We start from the raw sequence: 19,373 nt of genomic DNA, 5'->3' as shown, positions 1-19,373 counted from the left end.
ACCTCGGGCCTGACTGAATTTGCCGAGAATCCTCCCATGCGCCTGTCGCGCTACTTCCTGCCGATCCTGAAAGAAGCCCCCTCCGACGCCCAGATCGTGTCGCATCAGTTGATGCTGCGCGCGGGCATGATCAAACAGGAGGCCGCCGGCATCTACGCCTGGCTGCCGCTGGGCCTGCGGGTGCTGCGCAAGATCGAGAACATCGTCCGCGAGGAGCAGACGAAGGCCGGCGCCGTCGAGCTGCTGATGCCGACGTTGCAGCTGGCGGACCTGTGGCGGGAGTCCGGGCGCTACGATGCCTATGGCCCGGAGATGCTGCGCATCACCGACCGCCACGAACGCGAACTGCTTTACGGACCGACCAATGAGGAGATGATCACCGACATCTTCCGCGGCTTCGTGAAGTCGTACAAATCCCTGCCGCTGAACCTCTTCCATATCCAGTGGAAGTTCCGCGACGAGCGCCGTCCGCGCTTCGGCGTCATGCGCGGCCGCGAGTTCCTGATGAAGGACGCCTATTCCTTCGATCTGGACGAGGCCTCGGCCCGCATCGCCTACAAGCGGATGTTCGCCGCCTATCTGAACACCTTCGCCCGGCTGGGCCTGAAGGCGGTGCCGATGCGCGCCGACACCGGCCCCATCGGCGGCGACCTGAGCCACGAGTTCATCGTCCTGGCCGAGACCGGCGAGAGCGAGGTCTTCTGCGACCGCAAGCTGGTCGAGATGGCCGCGCCGGGCCACAACCTCAGCGTCGAGCAACTGGAGGGCGTGTTCAACGAACGCACGGCCCTCTACGCCGCGACCGAGGAAATGCACGATGCGGCCCAGTTCGAGGCCCAGACGGCCGAAGGCGACCGTCTGTCGGCGCGCGGCATCGAGGTCGGCCACATCTTCTACTTCGGCACCAAATACTCGGTTCCGATGAAGGCCAAGGTCGCCGGGCCGGACGGCCAGGACACCGAGGTCCACATGGGCAGCTACGGCGTCGGCGTGTCGCGCCTGCTGGGCGCCATCATCGAGGCCAGCCACGACGACGGCGGCATCATCTGGCCGGACTCGGTCGCCCCGTTCGACGTGGTGGTGATCAATCTGCGCGCCAGCGACGAGGCCGTCTCGGCCGCCTGTGAAGACGCCGTGGCCCGGCTGGAATCCCTGGGCAAGGACGTCCTCTACGACGACACCGAGGAACGTCCGGGCGGCAAGTTCGCCACCGCCGACCTGATCGGCGTGCCGTGGCAACTGACTATCGGACCCAAGGGCCTGGCCGACGGCGTGGTCGAACTGAAGCGCCGCGCCACCGGCGAGAAGCAGAGCCTGTCGCTGGACGCCGCCCTGGAGCTGCTCACGAAATGACCGACGCCGCGACGGCTTCCGCTCCGCCGCCTGCCTCGAAGGCCTCCGGCCCGTTCTCCAGCTGGGAGATCGGGCTGGCGCTCCGCTATCTGCGCGCCAAGCGCAAGCAGGGCGGGGTGGCGCTGATCGCGATGATCAGCTTCATCGGCATCATGCTGGCCGTCGCCGTGCTGATCAGCGTGATGAGCATCATGGCGGGGTTTCGCGGCACGCTGATGGACCGGATCCTGTCGTTCAACGGCCATATGTATGTTCAGGGACCGGTGCTCTATGCGCCTGATCGCGACGCAGCGCTGAAGCGGATCGCCGACGTGCCGGGCGTGGTGGCGGTGACGCCCCTGATCGAAAGCCCGGCCATGTTCCGCGCGGGCGGGGCTGCCACCGGCGGCATGGTTCGCGGCGTGCGACCGCAGGATCTGACCTCGACGAAGTTCGTCTATGACAGCCTGACGCCTGAGGCGCGCGAGCGGTTCGGCAAAGGCCAGTACGGCGGCGATCAGGTGCTGATCGGCAAGAGCCTGGCCGAGCAGATGGGCCTGCGTGAAGGCGACCCGATCTCCCTCTATACGCCGACCGGCGCCGACAGCGCCTTCGGCAATCTGGGCGGGCTGGAAAAGACCTATATCGTCGGCGGAATCTATACGTCGGGGGCGGCCGACTATGATCGAGTCTTCATCTTCATGCCCCTGGAGCAGGCGCAACTGTTCTTCGGCAAGGACGGCGTCTGGGACGTCATCGAGATGAAGGTGGCGGAGCCCGATCTGGTCGAGAACCTGCTGACGCCGGTTCAGCGCGCGGCCGGGCCGGGCAGCGTGGTCACCGACTGGCGCAACCGTCAGGCCGCCATCTGGGGCGCGCTCAAGGTCGAGCGCGTGGCCATGAGCATCATCCTCGGCATGGTGGTCGCCATCGCCGCCATGAACATCATCAGCGGCATCGTCATGCTGGTGAAGAACAAGACGCGCGACATCGCCATCCTGCGCACCGTGGGCGCCAGCCAGTCGTCCATCCTGCGCATCTTCTTCATGTCGGGCGCGGCCATCGGCATCGGCGGCACGATCGCGGGCCTGGTGCTGGGCCTGTTGTTCTGCTGGAACATCGGCGCGATCCAGCATTTCCTCGAAGGCCTGCTGGGCGTCCAGCTGTTCAACGCCGACGTCTATATGCTGGATTCCGTCCCGGCCAAGGTCGATCCGTGGGACGTGACCTGGGTCGCCGTCTTCTCCTTCTTCATGAGTTGCCTGGCCAGCCTGCCGCCGTCGTGGAACGCGTCGCGCATCGATCCGGTGGAGGCCCTGCGTTTTGAATAGGCTGCTGAAGAAGAAGCCCGCCGTCGCCGCCGAGACGAACGGCGCCATCCTGTCGCTGCGCGGGGTGACGCGGACCTATCCGACGGCCCAGGGCGGGCTGACGGTGTTGAAGGGCGTCGATCTGGACGTCATGCCCGGCGAGGTCGTCGGCCTGATCGGACCGTCCGGCTCGGGCAAGTCCAGTCTGCTGCACGCGGCGGGCCTGTTGGAGCGCCCGACCAGCGGCCAGGTGCTGATCGACGGCGAGGATGTCGGCGGGCTCGATGAGCGGGCGCGGACGCGTCTGCGTCTGCATCGCATCGGCTTCGTCTATCAATTCCATCACTTGCTGCCGGAGTTTGATGCTCTGGATAATGTGGCTCTGCCGATGCGGATCGCAGGCGTGCGGGAAGGGGAGGCGCGTCGTCGCGCCACCGCGCAACTGACGGCGCTCGGCCTGGGGCAGCGCGTCACGCACCAGCCCGCGCAATTGTCGGGCGGCGAGCAGCAGCGCGTCGCCATCGCCCGCGCCCTGGCCAACAGCCCCCGCCTGCTGCTGGCCGATGAGCCGACCGGCAATCTGGACCCCGCCACCAGTCAGGCGGTGTTCGAGGCCTTGCGCGAACTGGCCAAGACCACGGGCGTCGCCGCCCTGATCGCCACGCACAACATGGAGCTGGCGGGCCACATGGACCGCGTCTTCGCCCTGAAGGACGGCCACCTGGAGCAGCGCGCGGCCGAAAGCCACGCCTACTAGGAAGCGATGAGCCGCGTCGTCGCCTGCAGCGGCGTGCGATAGGCCAGCATCGACCAGCGCAGAGCGGCGGCCGCCAGCAAGGCCGGTATCTCGCCATAGGTCGGATTGTCGGCGTCAAGCGCCCGACGCAGGGCTGCGGCTTCCTCGCACGTCAGGGGCGGGTGCGAGAGCGCCAGGACGCGATGGAAGCGAAAGCGGACCTCCTGGCGCCACGCCTGGATCGGCTCCGTCTCGCACGGGCTGACGCCCAGCAGTTGCAGGAAGCCGTCCACGGAGTCGGCCGAGCCCTCCACGGCGTAGATGATCACGTCATCGACAGCGGCCGCAGCACCCGCCAGACTCAGCGAACGCGCCTGGTCGCGTCTCATGTCGATCAACGCCGGCCATCGCGTGCTGCCAATGAATCCTGATGGGGCGCGAGTCAGGAAAACGGCGCTTTGCAGCATGGCGGGCCTTGCTGGTTGATATCGGCGTATCGGGGGTATGGATCGCCCATGAGTCTTGGGCGATCAATTGCGTGGGACTACGAGGTTTTGCTGCGGCTGAGCCTTGCGTACTTTCGACGGCATGATGCGTGATGGCGTGGACGGCGGTCGAAATGAACAGACTTCAGAAAGGGTTGGGGGCGCTATTTCTGACATCGCCATCATTGACGACGATCGCGCTCTATTGGAGGTGACCCTGCTCGCCGTGCGCGAGGCGGGCTTCTCCGCGGTCGGCTTCCATGAACCGCTTGACGCCCTCATGTGGGCTTCAGACGCCGATCCGACCTGCATCGTCGCCGATCTGAAGATGCCGGGCGTCGAAGGGTTGGATCTGGTCGCCGCCTTCTGTGCGCTGAACCGTCATGCGGTGATCATCGTCAGCGCCTTCATGGATGTGCGGACGACGGTCGACGCCATGCGTCTGGGCGTGGACGATGTCCTGCCCAAGCCGGCGACGGTCGATGACCTGGTCCGCGCCCTGCGTCGCGGGGCCGAGGCCTTGAAGACTGCGCCGGCGCGCGAGGAACTGACCTTCACCCGCCGCGAGCGTCAGGTCGCCGAAATGCTGGTCGAAGGCCTGACCACAAAGCAGATCGCCCAGAACCTGGCGCTGAGCCCGCGCACGGTGGAGTTCTTCCGGGCCAGCCTGCTGCGCAAGACCCAGTCCCCCAACTCGGCCGCCCTGGCCTCGGCCCTGACGCGCCTCGGCTTCCTCGCGAATTGAGGTTGACGAGAACAAAGAGGCAACATAGAACAAATGAGCAACATTTGATCTGGGGATAAAATCAATGACGCGTTGGGTGAGGGATCTGCTGTCGCTTGCGTCCTGCGGCGGCTTCGTCTGGATGGTCTGGCAGGCGGCGTTCCTGGTGACGTGACCGCGCCCCAGCGGGCGACTCCCTGCATGATGATCACGCGCCCGTATGATCTGGCGCTGCGATGCGGAGTTTTCGATTGGCGGATGCGGTGAACAGTCAGGGCTTTGTCCATCTGCGGGTCCGCAGCGCCTATTCGCTTCTGGAAGGGGCGATCAAGGCCGGCAAGATCGGCAAGATGGCCGCCGATGCTGGGATGCCGGCGGTGGGCGTGGCCGACCGCGCCAACCTGTTCGGAGCTCTGGAGTTCAGCCAGGCGACCAAGGATGCGGGCGTCCAACCCATTGTCGCCTGCGCCCTTCCGGTGCTCGACATCGGCGGCCAGGTCGCCCAGCGCTGGGCCAAGACGCCGACGGTCGTGCTGATCGCCCAGAATGAACAGGGCTGGCTGAATCTGTGCGCCCTGTCGTCGTCGGCCTACCTCGACGCGGGCGAGATGGCCGAACCGGGCGTGCCCTGGGGGCAGGTTGTGGATAAGTCCGAGGGACTGATCCTGCTGTCCGGCGGACCGGACGGTCCTATCGATCCCCTGTTCGTACAGAAGAAGCCGGCCGAAGCCGCCATCGCCCTGGCGGAAATGAAGCGGGTCTTCGGCGACCGTTTCTATGTCGAACTGCAACGCCATGGCCTGTCTGGCGAGACCGTGGCCGAGGGCGGGCTGGTCGAATGGGCCTACGCCAACGACGCGCCTCTGGTTGCGACCAACGACGTCTATTACGCCAAGGCCGCCCAGGCGAAGTCGCATGACGCCTTGCTGTGCATCTCCGACGGCGCCTTCACCGGCCAGGAGGACCGCCGCCGCGTCACCGGCGAGCACTGGTTCAAGTCGGCCGAGGCGATGCGCGAACTGTTCGCCGACCTGCCGGAGGCCTGCGACAATACCATTCAGATCGCCCGCCGCTGCGCCTTCCTGGTCAAGACGCACAAGCCGATCCTGCCGCGTTTCGATACCGGCGCGGGCCGTTCCGAGGCTGATGAACTGGCGCATCAGGCGCGCGAGGGGCTGAAGGCGCGTCTTGAGAAGAACAAGGCCTATGCGCCCGAGGAGGACTACTGGAACCGCCTCGAGTGGGAGGTCGGGATCATCCAGCAGATGGGGTTCCCCGGCTACTTCCTGATCGTGTCGGACTTCATCAAATGGGCCAAGCTGCATGACATCCCGGTGGGACCGGGACGGGGCTCGGGCGCGGGCTCCCTGGTCGCCTGGTCGCTGACCATCACCGATCTGGACCCCTTGCGGTTCGGCCTGCTGTTCGAGCGCTTCCTGAACCCGGAACGCGTATCGATGCCCGACTTCGATATCGACTTCTGTCAGGAGCGGCGCGAAGAGGTCATCGACTACGTTCAGGACCACTACGGCAAGGACCGGGTGGCCCAGATCATCACCTTCGGCACCTTGCAGGCGCGCGCCGTGCTGCGCGACGTCGGTCGGGTGCTGCAGATGCCGTTGGGCCAGGTGGATCGTCTGGCCAAGATGGTGCCCGCCAACCCCGCCAACCCGGTGACCCTGGCCCAGGCCATCGACCTGGAGCCGCGCCTGCGCGAGGCGCGCGACGCCGAGGCCTCCGTCAAGGCGCTGCTGGAGACGGCGTTGGAGCTTGAGGGCCTCTACCGCAACGCCTCGACCCACGCGGCGGGCATCGTCATCGGCGATCGGCCGCTGACGGAGCTGGTGCCCCTGTATCAGGACCCGCGCTCCACCATCCCGGCCAGCCAGTTCAACATGAAGTGGGTCGAGCCGGCGGGCCTGGTGAAGTTCGACTTCCTGGGCCTGAAGACGCTGACGGTGCTGGACCGGGCCAAGGGCTATCTGGAACGGCGCGGAGCGGCCCCGGAATGGAACCTGTTGCCGCTGGACGATCCCAAGACCTATGAACTGATGGCCTCGGGGCAGACGGTCGGGGTGTTCCAGCTGGAATCGCAGGGGATGCGCGACACACTGCGCAAGATGCGCTGCGGCTCGATCGAGGAGATCACCGCCCTGATCTCCCTCTACCGGCCGGGGCCGATGGAGATGATCGACACCTACATCGACCGGAAGTTCGGCCGGGCCGAGGTCGATTACCTGCACCCCAGCCTGAAGGAGGTGCTGACGGAGACCTACGGCGTCATCATCTACCAGGAACAGGTGATGAAGATCGCCCAGATCCTGGCGGGCTACAGCCTGGGCGAGGCCGACCTGCTGCGTCGCGCCATGGGCAAGAAGAAGAAGGAGGAGATGGACTTCCAGCGGGCTCGCTTCGTCAAGGGCGCATCCGAGAAGTCCGTGCCGGAGAGCCAGTCCGGCTCCATCTTCGACCTGGTGGCCAAGTTCGCGGGCTACGGCTTCAACAAGTCGCACGCGGCGGCCTATGCGTTGATCTCCTTCCAGACGGGTTGGCTGAAGGCCAATCATCCGGTCGAGTTCTTCGCCGCCTCGATGAGCCTCGATCTGTCGAATACGGACAAGCTGGCGGTCTTCTATCAGGACTGCCGCCGATTCGAGGTTCCGGTGCTGGCGCCGGACATCAACCGTTCGTCTGCTGACTTCGACGTGTCGTGGAGGGACGGGCAGGGCAGCGTGCTCTATGCGCTGGGCGCCATCCGCAACGTGGGCCTTGAGGCGATGAAACACGTCATCGAGGTGCGCGAGACGGGCGGGCCGTTCGCGGACATCTTCGACTTCCTGGAACGGGTCGACCCCAAGGCGGTGAACAAGCGGGCGCTGGAAGGTCTGGCGCGGGCCGGAGCCTTCGACAGCATCCACCCGAACCGCCGTCAGCTGTTCGAACAGGCCGATGTGCTGATGGCCTATTGCCAGAGCGTGGCGGCCGAGCGCGCTTCGTCCCAGGTCAGCCTGTTCGGCGCCGATCAGGCCGCCGCCGCGCGGCCGCGTCTGAAGAGCATGGAGCCGTGGGCCGGGCCGGACAAGCTGGATCAGGAGCTTTACGCCGTCGGCTTCTATCTATCGGGCCATCCGCTGGAGGAACTGACGCCTGCATTGAAGCGCAAGCGCGTGACCTTCGTGGCCGAGGCGCAAGGCCTGGCTGAGGCGGGGCACGAAGCCTTCCAGATGGCCGGGGTGGTGCGCCGCCGTCAGGAGCGGGCCAGCGCCCGCACCGGCGAGAAATTCGCCTTCGTCACCTTCTCGGACCCGACGGGCGAGTTCGAATGCCTGTTCCCGCCGGAACAGTTGCGGCGGTGCCGCGAGGTTCTGGAGGTCGGAACCTCTGTCCTGGTCAAGGTGCGGGCCAAGGCGGCTGACGGCGAGGTGCGCTTCTTCGGCGACGACGCCAGCCGCATGGACGTGCTGCTGGACGACGCCCAGATCGGATTGCGAGTGGTCCTGTCGGCCCAGTCGGCGGACGCCGAGGCGCTGAAGGCGCGGCTGGATCGGGCGCGGGCGCAGGGCAAGGGCGGCGAGGTGTGGCTGCAGGCGACGCTGGGCGGCCGCACCGAGGTCGAGATCAAGCTGCCTGGACGATACCGGCTGGACGCGGCGCTGCGCGGCGCGTTGAAGTCGGCGCCGGGGGTGGTGATGCTGGAGGATGCATGATGAGCGAGACGAGCGTGAAGACCCATGCCGGGTCGTGCCACTGCGGCGCGGTGGCCTATGAGGTCGATGTCGGGCTGGATGGACTGGTCGAGTGCAACTGCTCCCATTGCTACCGGAAGGGGTTCGTTCTGGCGTTCGCGCCGCGTTCGGCCTTTCGCCTGACGAAGGGGGAGGGCGAGACGACGTCCTACTTCTTTAATCAGCACAAGATCGATCACCGCTTCTGCAAGACCTGCGGCGTGCAGCCCTTCGGCTACGGCGTGGCGCCGGATGGCGGCGAGGTGGCGGCGATCAACATCCGCACCCTGACCGACGTCGAGCCGTGGGATTGGGCCGCCCAGCGCGTGGATGGCCGCAGCTTCTGATCCGGCCGGAACGTCAGCTCGCGGGATGACATCGGGCTCGCGGCGTCTGATGCGGCCATGTTGTTCGGCCGCTTGTGTTTTTCAGGCCTTTCGCCTATATGCGCGGCGCACTTCGCACGTGGGCGTGGCGCGGTCCGGGGAGACATCCCGGCCTGCACCGTTCCGAGGGATCAGCCGATCCTTTTAACCGCCCGCGCTAGGTTTGATCGGAAAAAGGAAAACACGATCATGGCTCTGCCTGAATTCTCGATGCGTACGCTGCTGGAAGCCGGCGCTCATTTCGGCCACCAGACGCACCGCTGGAACCCGAAGATGGACCGCTACATCTTCGGCTCGCGCTCGAACATCCACATCATCGACCTGTCGCAGACGATGCCGCTGCTGCACCAGGCCCTGGTCGCCGTGCGCGACGTGGCCGCCAAGGGCGGCCGCGTGCTGTTCGTCGGCACCAAGCGTCAGGCCGCCGATCCGGTCGCGCAAGCCGCCACGCGCTGCGCCCAGTACTACATGAACAACCGCTGGCTGGGCGGCACCCTGACCAACTGGCGCACCGTCTCCAATTCGATCCAGCGCCTGCGCGAACTGGAAGGCATCGTTGAAGGCGGCGGCGAAGGCCGCAACAAGAAAGAGCTGCTGACCCTGCAGCGCGAGAAGGACCGTCTGGAACTGTCGCTGGGCGGCATCAAGGACATGGGTTCGGTGCCGGACATCATGTTCGTGATCGACACCAACAAGGAAGCGATCGCGATCCAGGAAGCTCGCAAGCTGAACATCCCGATCATCGCCATCCTGGACACCAACTCGGATCCGGACGGCATCACCTATCCGGTGCCGGGCAACGATGACGCCGCCCGCGCCATCCAGACCTACTGCGACCTGATCGCCGACGCCGTCCTGGACGGCCTGGCCGCCGGCGCCGCCGCTCAGGGCATCGACCTGGGCGCTTCGGAAGCTCCGGTCGAGCCGGCCCTGCGCGAAGCCGTCGTGGTTGAAGCCGAGGCTGAAGCCGCTCCGGCCGGCGCCGAAGGCGCGGCTGAAGAGCTGGTCGCCGCCGAGGCCGAGAAGGTCGAAGGCTAAGGACGAAGCGTTCCGGCGCCGCCGCGCGCCGGACCGACGTCAACTTGACATGCGGCCGGGCTAAACAGTCCGGCCGCCCATTTTGAATTTCAGGAGAAAGACATGGCCGAGATCACTGCCGCCCTCGTGAAGGAGCTTCGCGAGCGTTCGGGCGTCGGCATGATGGACTGCAAGAAGGCGCTGGTTGAGAACAACGGCGACATCGAAGCGGCCATCGACTGGCTGCGCGCCAAGGGCCTGTCCAAGGCCGCCAAGAAGGCCGACCGCGTCGCCGCCGAGGGCCTGGTGGCCGTCGCCGTGCGCGAAGACGGCAAGGGCGAAGTTGCCTCGGCCATCGAGTTCAACGCCGAAACCGACTTCGTCGCCCGCAACGACCTGTTCCAGTCGGCGGCGAAGGAATTCGCTCAACTGGGCCTGCACCACGAGGGCGTCGACGCCATTCACGGCGCGACCCTGGAAAACGGCAAGACGGTTCAGGACGAAGTCACCAACCTGATCGCCACCATCGGCGAGAACATGCAGCTGCGTCGCGCGGCTCGCCTGTCGGTCGGTGAAGGCGTGGTTTCGACCTACGTCCACAATGCCGTGTCGCCGGGCGTCGGCCGCATCGGCGTGCTGGTCGCCCTGGAAGGCGCGGGCGACAAGGAGGCTCTGCGCGAAGTGGGCCGCAAGATCGCCATGCACGTGGCGGCCACGGCTCCGCTGGCGCTGGACACCTCGGATCTGGATCCGGCCGCGATCGAGAAGGAACGCGCTGTCCTGATCGAGAAGGCCAAGGAAGAAGGCCGCCCGGAAAACATGATCGAGAAGATCGTCTCGGGCCAGATCGCCAAGTTCCAGAAGGACGTGGTGCTGACCAAGCAGCCGTTCGTCATGGACCCGGACGTGACCATCGAACAGCTGGTCGCCAACACCGGCAAGGAGCTGGGCTCTGAGCTGAAGCTGGCGGGCTTCGTCCGCATGGCGCTGGGTGAAGGCGTCGAGAAGGTCGAATCCCCCGACTTCGCGTCGGAAGTCGCCTCGATGACGGGCGGCAACTAACTCGAAACCTCTTCCCGAAAGGGAAGAAATTTCAAAAGGGCGCGTTCGGCTTTGAAGGCTGACGCGCCCTTCGTCTATGATGAGCCGCCGATTCACCTCGCGCGGATGCCAACTCCCTGTATCCACGGACCCCTGACCATGCCCGACGCCCCCTCCGAGTTTCGTTACAAGCGCGTCCTGCTGAAGGTCTCGGGCGAGGTGCTGATGGGCGATCAGCCCTACGGCATCGACATGAAGACCGTGGACGTGGTCGCCGCCGCGGTCGCCGCCGTGGCGCGCCAGGGCGTCGAGATCTGCCTGGTCATCGGCGGGGGCAACATCTTCCGGGGCCTGTCCAAGGCCGCCGAGGGCATGGACCGCGCCAACGCCGACTACATGGGCATGCTGGCCACCATTATGAACGCGCTGGCCATGCAGGGCGCGCTGGAGAAGATCGGCGTCGACACGCGGGTCCAGAGCGCCATTCCGATGGCCGCGATCGCCGAACCCTACATCCGCCGCCGCGCCCTGCGTCACCTGGAAAAGGGCCGTGTGGTGATCTTCGCTGCGGGCGTGGGCGCCCCCTTCTTCACCACGGACTCCGGCGCCGCTCTGCGCGCCGCTGAAATGGGCTGCGACGCCCTGCTGAAGGGCACGAGCGTCGACGGCGTCTATACCGCCGATCCGAAGAAGGACCCGACGGCCACCCGCTATGACACGCTGACCTATCAGGATGTTCTGGCCAAGGACCTGCGCGTCATGGACGCCTCGGCCATCGCCCTGATGCGAGACAGCGGCATTCCGATCGTGGTCTTCTCGATTCGTGAGGAAGGCTCGCTGCACAAGACCTTGACGGGGCAGGGCACTTTCACCGTCATCACCAACAAGCCCGCCTGAGCGGCTTCGCCATTCAACGACAGGACCAAGGATATTCGCCATGGCCAAACCCGATCTCAAGACGTTCCGCGACCGAATGGACAAGTCGGTCGCCGCGCTGAAGGATGACTACGCCGGCCTGCGCACGGGGCGCGCCAACGCCGGACTGCTGGAGCCGGTCGTGGTCGAAGCCTATGGCGCGACCTCGCCTCTGACGGCCGTGGCGGCCATCAGCGTGCCCGAGCCGCGCATGATCTCGGTCAGCGTCTGGGACAAGGGAATGGTGGTCTCGGTCGAGAAGGCGATCCGCGCCGCCGGCCTGGGCTTGAATCCCGTCGTGGACGGCCAGACCCTGCGCATTCCGATCCCGCCGCTGACCGAGGAGCGCCGCAAGGATCTGGTCAAGCTGGCCGGCAAATACGCCGAGGACAAGAAGATCGCCGTGCGCAACGTGCGCCGCGACGCCAACGACGAGCTGAAGAAGGCTGAAAAGGCCGGCGAGATCAGCCAGGATGAACAGAAGAAGATGGAAGCCGAGGTCCAGAAGGACACCGACGCCGCCATCAAGCGCATCGACGAGACCTTGAAGACCAAGGAAGTCGAGATCATGCAGGTCTGACGACGTCGTCAGACCTGTCCAAGGAAGGTCCCATATGTCGGCCGAGCCCGTCGCCACGGCGCCTGCAAAGGGGCCTCGTCACGTCGCCCTGATCATGGACGGCAACGGCCGCTGGGCGCAGCGGCGGGGCCTTCCGCGCGCCGTGGGCCACCGCGAGGGGGTCCAGGCCCTGCGCCGCACGATCAAGGCGGCACCGGAGCTGGGCGTGCGATGCCTGACGGTGTTCGGCTTCTCGACCGAGAACTGGAGCCGCCCGGCCGACGAGGTGTCCGACCTGATGGGCCTGGTCCGCGCCTTTGTCGGCAGCGACCTGAACCGGCTGGACGCCGCAGGCGTGCGGGTGAAGGTGCTGGGCCGTCGCAAGGGCCTGCCGGACGATATCGCCGCCATCGTCGCGCGAGCCGAGGCCCAGACGGCGCACAATGAGAAATTCCTGCTGCAGGTGGCCTTCAACTACGGCGGGCGGGCGGATCTGGTCGACGCCGCTCAGCGGCTGGTCGATCGCGCCCGTGCGGGCGAGGAGGTGGTCGTGGACGAAGAGGCGCTGGGCGCCGGCCTGTCGACCGCTGGCGCGCCGCCGGTCGATCTGATCGTGCGGACGTCGGGCGAGCAGCGTCTGTCCAACTTCCTGCTGTGGGAAGCCGCCTACGCCGAGATGGTGTTCCAGGAGATCCTGTGGCCCGACTATGGAGCCGAAGCCCTGGCCGAGGCCGTCGCCCAGTTCGGCTGCCGCGAGCGTCGCTACGGCGGACGCGAGGTCATGGACGCGGCCTATGGCGAGGCGGCGGGCTGATATGGCGTTGAAGCCTCGGGATATTGCTCTGCGCGCCGCCTCGGCGGTCGTGCTGGCGCCGGCGGCGGTCCTGGCGACCTGGGCGGGCGGCGACTGGTTCTGCGCCCTGGTGGTCGCGGGGGCGGTGCTGCTGGCCTTCGAGTGGGCGCGGATGTGCGCGCCGGACCTCTGGCGCCCGATCGGGGTCAGCGTAGCCCTGGCCCTGGTCGTGGCGGTGATCGCGGCCCATGTCGGGCAGATTTCCCTGGCCCTGGTGCTGATGGTGTTCGGCGCCCTAGCGGCCGGCCTGTTCGCCCGCACGCGCGGCGAGTCCCTGCTGGATACGGCCTATGGGGTGCTCTACCTCGGCTGGCCCTGCATCCTGCTGATCTGGCTGCGCGACCTGCACGAGGTGCAGGGGCTGTACTGGACGGTGCTGGTCTTCGCCGTGGCCTGGTCGGCCGACATCCTGGCCTATCTGGTCGGCAGCTTCGTCGGCGGGCCCAAGCTGTGGCCGCGCTTTTCGCCGAACAAAACCTGGTCGGGCTTCATCGGCGGGCTGACCGCCGGGATGATCGCCGGCGCCGCCATGGCGGGCTGGCTGGACATGGGCCTGCTCAACGCCTTCTGGGGCGGGGTGCTGGGTCTGGCGGCGGCCCTGGCCACCATGGGCGGCGACCTGTGGGAATCGGCGCTCAAGCGGCGTTTCGGGGTCAAGGACGCGGGCAATCTGATTCCGGGCCACGGCGGTCTGCTGGACCGCGTTGATGGCCTGATGTTCGCCGTGGTCGTGGTGGCGGCGGGGCGTCTGATCGTCCTGATGCTGGAGCGGGCGGCATGATCGCGCGGCGCGTCACTGTTCTGGGGTCTACCGGATCGGTCGGCTCGTCGACCCTGGACCTGATGGAGCAGGCGCAAGGCGCGGGCTCGGCCGCGTTCGAGGTCGAGGCCCTGACCGGCGGCGCCAACATCGCCCGTCTGGCCGAACAGGCGGGCCGGTGGCGGCCGCGCATCGCCGTGACGGCCGATCCGGCGCGCTTGAACGAACTGCGCGACGCCCTGGCGGGAACCGGGGTCGAGGCGGCGGCTGGGCCGGACGCCATCGTCGAGGCGGCCGTGCGGCCTGCCGACTGGATCATGGCCTCCATCGTCGGCGCGGCGGGCCTGCGCTCGGCCTGGGCGGCGGCGGGGACGGGCGCGACCCTGGCTCTGGCGAACAAGGAAAGCCTGGTCTGCTGCGGTCCGGCGCTGATCGAGCGGGTCAGGCGCAGCGGCGGGCGGCTGATTCCAGTGGATTCCGAGCATTCGGCCATTTTCCAGGTGTTTCCGGCCGAGGCGCCGGAGCGGGTGTCCAAGCTGGTTCTGACCGCTTCTGGGGGGCCGTTCCGCACCCTGCCGCGCGCGGCCATGACGCGGATCACGCCGGAACAGGCTGTGGCCCATCCGAACTGGAGCATGGGCGCCAAGATCTCGGTCGACAGCGCCACCATGGCCAACAAGGGGTTGGAGCTGATCGAGGCCGCCTATCTGTTCGACATGCCGGAAGACCGGGTCGATGTGGTCGTCCACCCGGAATCGATCATCCACAGCCTTGTGGAATATGTGGATGGTTCGACCCTGGCCCAGATGGGCGCGCCGGACATGCGGACGCCGATCGCCTGCGCCCTGTCCTGGCCGGACCGTCTGGCCTGGCCGGCGCCCAGGCTGGACCTGGCGGCCCTGGGGCGGCTGACCTTCGAGGCCCCGGACGAGACGCGGTTTCCGGCCCTGCGCCTGGCGCGCGAGGCCCTGGCGGCGGGCGGTTCGGCCCCCATCGTGTTCAACGCGGCCAATGAGGTGGCGGCTTTGGCTTTCCTTGACCGGCGGCTGGGCTTTCTCAATATTGCCGCAGTCGTCGCCGACACCCTTGAGAAGGCGACGGGCGCGGGCGTGTCTTGCGGTTCCGACGATGCCTGCGACGCGGCCCTGGCGGTCGATGCGGAGGCGCGACGGATCGCGGGCGACGTCATCGCATCGCTGAACATCGCGGCCTGAGGAGATACGAACGGCATGATAGGCGTGATCAGCCAGGTTCTGACCTATGTCGTGCCGTTCCTGCTCGTGCTGACGCTTGTCGTGACGGTGCATGAGCTGGGCCACTTCCTGACGGCGCGCGCCTTCGGGGTGAAGATGGACCGCTTCTCCATCGGTTTCGGGCGCGCGATCTTCCGCCGGACCGACAAACATGGCGTCGAGTGGCGGCTCGGCTGGCTGCCGCTGGGCGGCTATGTGAAGTTTTCCGGCGATCTGGATGCGACCGGCGTTCCGGATCGCGCGGGACTGGAAGCGTTGCGAAAGGCCGTGACGGCCGAGCATGGATCGGGCGCGGAGCGTGACTACCTCTATTTCAAGCCTTTGTGGCAGCGCGCCCTGGTCGTGGCGGGCGGGCCGTTCGCCAACTTCGTCCTGGCCATCTTCATCTTCACCCTGCTGTTCAGCCTGGTGGGCGTCGAACTCAGGCCTGCGCGGGTGATGGAGGTCCAGCCTCAGTCGCCGGCGGCGCAGGCGGGCTTCCTGCCGGGCGATCTGATCACCCATGTGAACGGCAAGCTGATCTCCGACGGCGGCGAGGTGACGCGCGTCGTGGCCCTGAGCAGCGGCGATCCGGTGCGCTTCACCGTGGAGCGCGGGGACCGGGCTGTGCAACTGACGGCCACGCCGGAACGCCGGGTCGAGACGGATCGCATCGCCGGTCGGGTCAGCGTCGGCCGCATCGGTCTGGCCCTGGGCTCGAACCGCGATGAAATCCGCCACGTCCGCTACGGTCCCGTCGCAGCCGTGGGGCAGGGGGTGCGCGAGACAGGCGCCATCCTGAACACGACCCTGACCTATATCGGCCGCATCTTCACGGGGCGTGAGTCGGGCGACCAGTTCAGCGGCCCGCTGGGCATCGCCAAGGCTTCGGGCGCTCTGACCAACGCCGCCGTGGCGGCCAATCCCGAGCCCTGGGCCATTGTTCGCAATCTGTTGCTGACGCTGACCAGCTTCGCGGCCATACTTTCGGTCGGAATCGGCTTTTTAAATCTGATGCCTATTCCCGTTCTGGATGGGGGGCACCTGCTGTTCTACGCTTATGAAGCCGTGGCGCGCCGCCCGATGGCTGCCCGTGTTCAGGAAGCGGGATATCGGGTCGGTCTTGCTTTGCTGGCGGGTTTGATGTTGTTCGCGACCTGGAACGATCTGCAGAAGCTCAATCTCTTCAAATTCCTCGGCGGGCTCGTCTCGTGAGCCGACGCCAGCCCCCGATGGTATCCCGCATGAATCAAAACGACAGTCGCCTCATGACCCAGACTCCTGGCCGCATTCTCGGGGTCAGCGCCCTGGCCCTGACCTTCGCCGCCGGACTGGCGCAACCGGCCCTGGCCCAGGCCGAGACGGCTCCTGCGCCGACGGCCGCCGCCGCCCAGACGCCGCAGGTGCAGATGGCGCAGCCGGAAGCCGAGCGCGCCTTGGTCAACCGCATTCTGGTGCGGGGCAATCAGCGCATCGATCAGACGACGGTGCTGTCCTATCTGCCGATCCAGCCTGGCGACACCATCGACGCCGTGACCATCGATGTGGCGGTTCGCACCCTGTCGCGCACGGGCCTGTTCGCGGATGTGCAGATCGGCCTTCAGGCCAATGGCGACCTGATCGTTGAGATCGCCGAGAACCCGATCATCAATCAGGTGACCTTCGAGGGTAACAAGGCCCTGGCCGAGAAGAAGCTGCGCGATGAAGTGACCATCCGCCCGCGCGGCATCTACACTCGCGCGCGAGTTCAGGAAGACGTCGGCAAGATCGTCGAGCTTTATCGTCTGTCCGGCCGCATCTCGGCGACGGTGACGCCCAAGCTGGTCCAGCTGGAGCAGAACCGCGTCGACGTGGTGTTCGAGATCGATGAAGGGCCTGAAACCGGCATCGCCGCCGTCACCTTCCTGGGCAACACCGCGTTTTCGGACAGCGACCTGCGTCAGGTCATGGTCACCAAGCAGTCGGCCTGGTGGCGTCTGTTCAGCTCGAACGACAACTACGATCCGAACCGAATCGACTACGATCGCGAGCAGCTGCGGAAATTCTACACCAACCGCGGTTATTACGACTTCCGCATCCTGTCTTCCGTGGCCGAGCTGAAGCCGGACAACAGCGCCTTCGGCCTGACCGTCACGGTGGATGAGGGCGATCGCTACAACTTCGGCGAGATCAAGGTCGTCACCGAGAACGATCGTCTGAACGCCGACTTCCTGCAGATGCTGCTGCCGATCCGCTCGGGCGACCTCTACGAGAGCGACCGTATCCAGGCGGCGGTCGACACCCTGACCTTCGCCGCCGGTTCGGCCGGCTACGCCTTCGTCGAGATCAACCCGACCTATCGCGCCGATCCCGAGACCGACACCGTCAACGTCACCTTCAACGTTCGCGAAGGTCAGCGCGTCTACATCGACCGCATCAATGTGGTCGGCAACACCCGCACCCTGGACACGGTCATCCGCCGCGAGCTGATGGTGGGCGAGGGCGACGCCTTCAACCGCTCCCTGGTCGAGCGTTCGCGCAACAACCTGCGCGCTCTGGGTTTCTTCAAGGACGTCAAGATCGAGGAGACGCGCGGCAGCGCGCCGGACCGTTCGGTCGTCAACGTCACCGTGGAAGAACAGCCCACCGGCGAACTGTCGGTCGGGGCGGGCTTCAGCTCGGTCGACTCCTTCGTGCTGAACCTGGGCATCACCGAGCGCAACTTCCGCGGTCGCGGCCAGAACGTCGTGGCGCGCGCCGAGTGGGGCTCGCTGCGTCAGCAGATCGACTTCCGCTTCACCGAGCCGAAGTTCCTGGGACGCGATGTGCGGGCGGGCTTCGACCTGTTCCACATGCGCTACGACCTGAGCAAATACTCGTCGTATGACTATCGTTCGACCGGGGGCGGGGTGCGCATCACCTATCCGCTGAACGGCTACGCCTCCTTCAGCACCCGCTACTTCCTGAAGAGCGACGAAGTCGTCATTCCGTTCGGCTATTGCGGCGGCGTGGGCGCCGGCTCGTCGGCGCTGTGCGACCAGGCGGGCTCCTACATCAACTCCTCGGCGGGCTACACCCTGCTGGTGAACCGCCTGAACGACCCGGTGCGGCCGACGCGCGGCTGGACCGCGTCGCTGCGTCAGGACTTCGCCGGCATCGGCGGCGACGTGAACTACATCAAGACCGAGGCCGACGCCTCCTGGTACTATGGCATCCGCCCTAACTGGGTGGTCAGCGTTCAGGGCCAGACCGGCTATGTCAGCGGCTGGAACGGCGACCCGATCCGCATCAACGACCGCTTCTTCAAGGGCGGCAACACCTTCCGCGGCTTTGAGACGGCGGGCATGGGCGCGCGCGACCTGACCACGACCGACGCCCTGGGCGGCAACTTCTACGCCATCGGCACGGTTGAACTGACGGTGCCGAACTATCTGCCCGACGAGTACGGCATCAAGACCTCGCTGTTCGCGGACTTCGGCACCATCGGCAAGCTGGACGATCGCTATCTGGTCGACCCGGCGACGGGGCTGCGTAACCCCAACATCGTCGATGATCTGGCGTTGCGGGCTGCGGCGGGCGTGAGCATCCACTGGCGTTCGCCGATGGGGCCGATCCGTTTCGACCTGTCCAAGGTTCTGAATCGCGAAGACTACGACAAGACCGAGACCTTCCGCTTCTCGACTTCCACCCAATTCTAACCGCGGTCTGACCGCCGCCACCAAGGCCTAGATTATGAAACTCATCGCTATCGGCGTCTTCGCCCTCGCTTCGCTGACCGCTTCGGCCGCCCTGGCCCAATCGCAAGGCCCGGCCAACCCCGGCCCGGCCATCCCCGGCGTCTGCGTCTATTTCAACCAGCGCGTTCTGGCTCAATCGACCGCCGGTCAGGCCGTCCAGACCCGCATGGAGCAACTGGCGCAGGAAGTTCAGGGCGAACTCCAGCCCTACGCCACCGCCATCCAGACCGAGGCCCAAGCCCTGCAGCAGGGCCAGGCCACAATCCCGGCCGACCAGATGAACCAGCGCCGTCAGGCCCTGCAGACCCGCATCCAGGAAGCCCAGCAACTGGAAGGCACGCGCGACAACGAGTTGCGCTACACCCTGGCGGAACAGCGCCGCAAGATCTCGGAGGCCATCGAGCCCCTGCTGGTCGCCATCTATCAGGAGAAGGGCTGCGGCATCATGATCGACCGCGAGAGCGTCTTCATCATGAACCCCGCCATGGATGTGACCGACACCGTCATCCAGCGCCTGAACGCCCAACTGCCGACCCTGAGCTTCAACCGCATGCCGGTTCCGGCCCAGCCGCAATCCTAAGG

17 protein-coding genes are annotated in these 19,373 nt (G+C 66.5%); 16 read left to right on the top strand and 1 reads right to left on the bottom strand.

Translation table 11 applies throughout. The features are described 5' to 3' along the window. The first annotated feature begins 36 nt into the window (after window positions 1-36). The 3 genes from proS to ACWIDZ_RS01465 are packed head-to-tail and all read left to right on the top strand — an operon-like array spanning window position 37 to window position 3,399. Window positions 37-1,353, top strand: coding sequence for a proline--tRNA ligase (proS, locus tag ACWIDZ_RS01475; RefSeq protein WP_453988513.1), 1,317 nt, complete (start codon window positions 37-39; stop codon window positions 1,351-1,353). Then, entirely contained in the window at window positions 1,350-2,663 is a 1,314-nt protein-coding gene (locus ACWIDZ_RS01470) for a lipoprotein-releasing ABC transporter permease subunit (protein ID WP_453988514.1), read from the top strand. The genes proS and ACWIDZ_RS01470 overlap by 4 nt, the downstream gene beginning before the upstream one ends. Next, complete coding sequence (locus ACWIDZ_RS01465; RefSeq protein WP_343829582.1) at window positions 2,656-3,399, top strand: ABC transporter ATP-binding protein; 744 nt, start codon at window positions 2,656-2,658, stop codon at window positions 3,397-3,399. The genes ACWIDZ_RS01470 and ACWIDZ_RS01465 overlap by 8 nt, the downstream gene beginning before the upstream one ends. Here the strand turns inward: ACWIDZ_RS01465 and ACWIDZ_RS01460 are convergent. Beyond that, complete coding sequence (locus ACWIDZ_RS01460) at window positions 3,396-3,767, bottom strand: hypothetical protein (RefSeq protein WP_453988515.1); 372 nt, start codon at window positions 3,765-3,767, stop codon at window positions 3,396-3,398. The genes ACWIDZ_RS01465 and ACWIDZ_RS01460 overlap by 4 nt on opposite strands. Before the next feature lie 199 nt (window positions 3,768-3,966). On the opposite strand from ACWIDZ_RS01460, the gene ACWIDZ_RS01455 reads away from it, so the two are divergent. From ACWIDZ_RS01455 to ACWIDZ_RS01395, 13 genes are all read left to right on the top strand, one after another. Further along, window positions 3,967-4,608 carry a response regulator transcription factor gene (locus ACWIDZ_RS01455; RefSeq protein ID WP_454071099.1) on the top strand — a complete coding sequence of 214 codons (642 nt, stop codon included), beginning with the start codon at window positions 3,967-3,969 and terminating at the stop codon, window positions 4,606-4,608. Window positions 4,609-4,838: 230 nt separating this feature from the next. Further along, a complete protein-coding gene (gene dnaE, locus ACWIDZ_RS01450) occupies window positions 4,839-8,294 on the top strand; it encodes a DNA polymerase III subunit alpha (RefSeq protein WP_453988516.1) in 3,456 nt (1,151 codons plus the stop codon). Beyond that, window positions 8,294-8,659, top strand: coding sequence for a GFA family protein (locus ACWIDZ_RS01445; RefSeq protein WP_346486633.1), 366 nt, complete (start codon window positions 8,294-8,296; stop codon window positions 8,657-8,659). The genes dnaE and ACWIDZ_RS01445 overlap by 1 nt, the downstream gene beginning before the upstream one ends. Before the next feature lie 228 nt (window positions 8,660-8,887). Further along, window positions 8,888-9,736 (top strand): 30S ribosomal protein S2, encoded by an 849-nt coding sequence (gene rpsB / locus ACWIDZ_RS01440; protein ID WP_291774577.1) that lies wholly within the window; start codon window positions 8,888-8,890, stop codon window positions 9,734-9,736. A 102-nt stretch (window positions 9,737-9,838) separates the two neighbouring features. Continuing rightward, window positions 9,839-10,777, top strand: coding sequence for a translation elongation factor Ts (gene tsf, locus ACWIDZ_RS01435; protein WP_291774580.1), 939 nt, complete (start codon window positions 9,839-9,841; stop codon window positions 10,775-10,777). A 138-nt stretch (window positions 10,778-10,915) separates the two neighbouring features. Continuing rightward, entirely contained in the window at window positions 10,916-11,653 is a 738-nt protein-coding gene (gene pyrH, locus ACWIDZ_RS01430) for a UMP kinase (RefSeq protein WP_312218653.1), read from the top strand. Window positions 11,654-11,684: 31 nt separating this feature from the next. Then, window positions 11,685-12,251 (top strand): ribosome recycling factor, encoded by a 567-nt coding sequence (gene frr, locus ACWIDZ_RS01425; RefSeq protein ID WP_409450024.1) that lies wholly within the window; start codon window positions 11,685-11,687, stop codon window positions 12,249-12,251. Window positions 12,252-12,285: 34 nt separating this feature from the next. Then, a complete protein-coding gene (gene uppS / locus ACWIDZ_RS01420) occupies window positions 12,286-13,044 on the top strand; it encodes a polyprenyl diphosphate synthase (RefSeq protein WP_453988518.1) in 759 nt (252 codons plus the stop codon). A gap of 1 nt (window position 13,045) precedes the next feature. Continuing rightward, window positions 13,046-13,864 (top strand): phosphatidate cytidylyltransferase, encoded by an 819-nt coding sequence (locus tag ACWIDZ_RS01415; RefSeq protein ID WP_453988519.1) that lies wholly within the window; start codon window positions 13,046-13,048, stop codon window positions 13,862-13,864. Further along, window positions 13,861-15,057 (top strand): 1-deoxy-D-xylulose-5-phosphate reductoisomerase, encoded by a 1,197-nt coding sequence (dxr, locus tag ACWIDZ_RS01410; RefSeq protein WP_453988520.1) that lies wholly within the window; start codon window positions 13,861-13,863, stop codon window positions 15,055-15,057. Before ACWIDZ_RS01415 ends, dxr begins: the two co-directional genes overlap by 4 nt. Before the next feature lie 15 nt (window positions 15,058-15,072). Further along, on the top strand, window positions 15,073-16,290 hold the full coding sequence (locus ACWIDZ_RS01405; RefSeq protein WP_453988521.1) for a M50 family metallopeptidase: 1,218 nt from the start codon (window positions 15,073-15,075) through the stop codon (window positions 16,288-16,290). Between the two features lie 53 nt (window positions 16,291-16,343). Further along, a complete protein-coding gene (gene bamA / locus ACWIDZ_RS01400; protein ID WP_453988522.1) occupies window positions 16,344-18,752 on the top strand; it encodes an outer membrane protein assembly factor BamA in 2,409 nt (802 codons plus the stop codon). Between the two features lie 34 nt (window positions 18,753-18,786). Continuing rightward, window positions 18,787-19,371, top strand: coding sequence for an OmpH family outer membrane protein (locus tag ACWIDZ_RS01395; RefSeq protein ID WP_453988523.1), 585 nt, complete (start codon window positions 18,787-18,789; stop codon window positions 19,369-19,371). Window positions 19,372-19,373: the final 2 nt, after the last annotated feature.

The sequence above is a fragment of the Brevundimonas sp. NPDC055311 genome (assembly GCF_053645695.1).
This window is presented reverse-complemented; position numbering and strand designations above follow the sequence as displayed.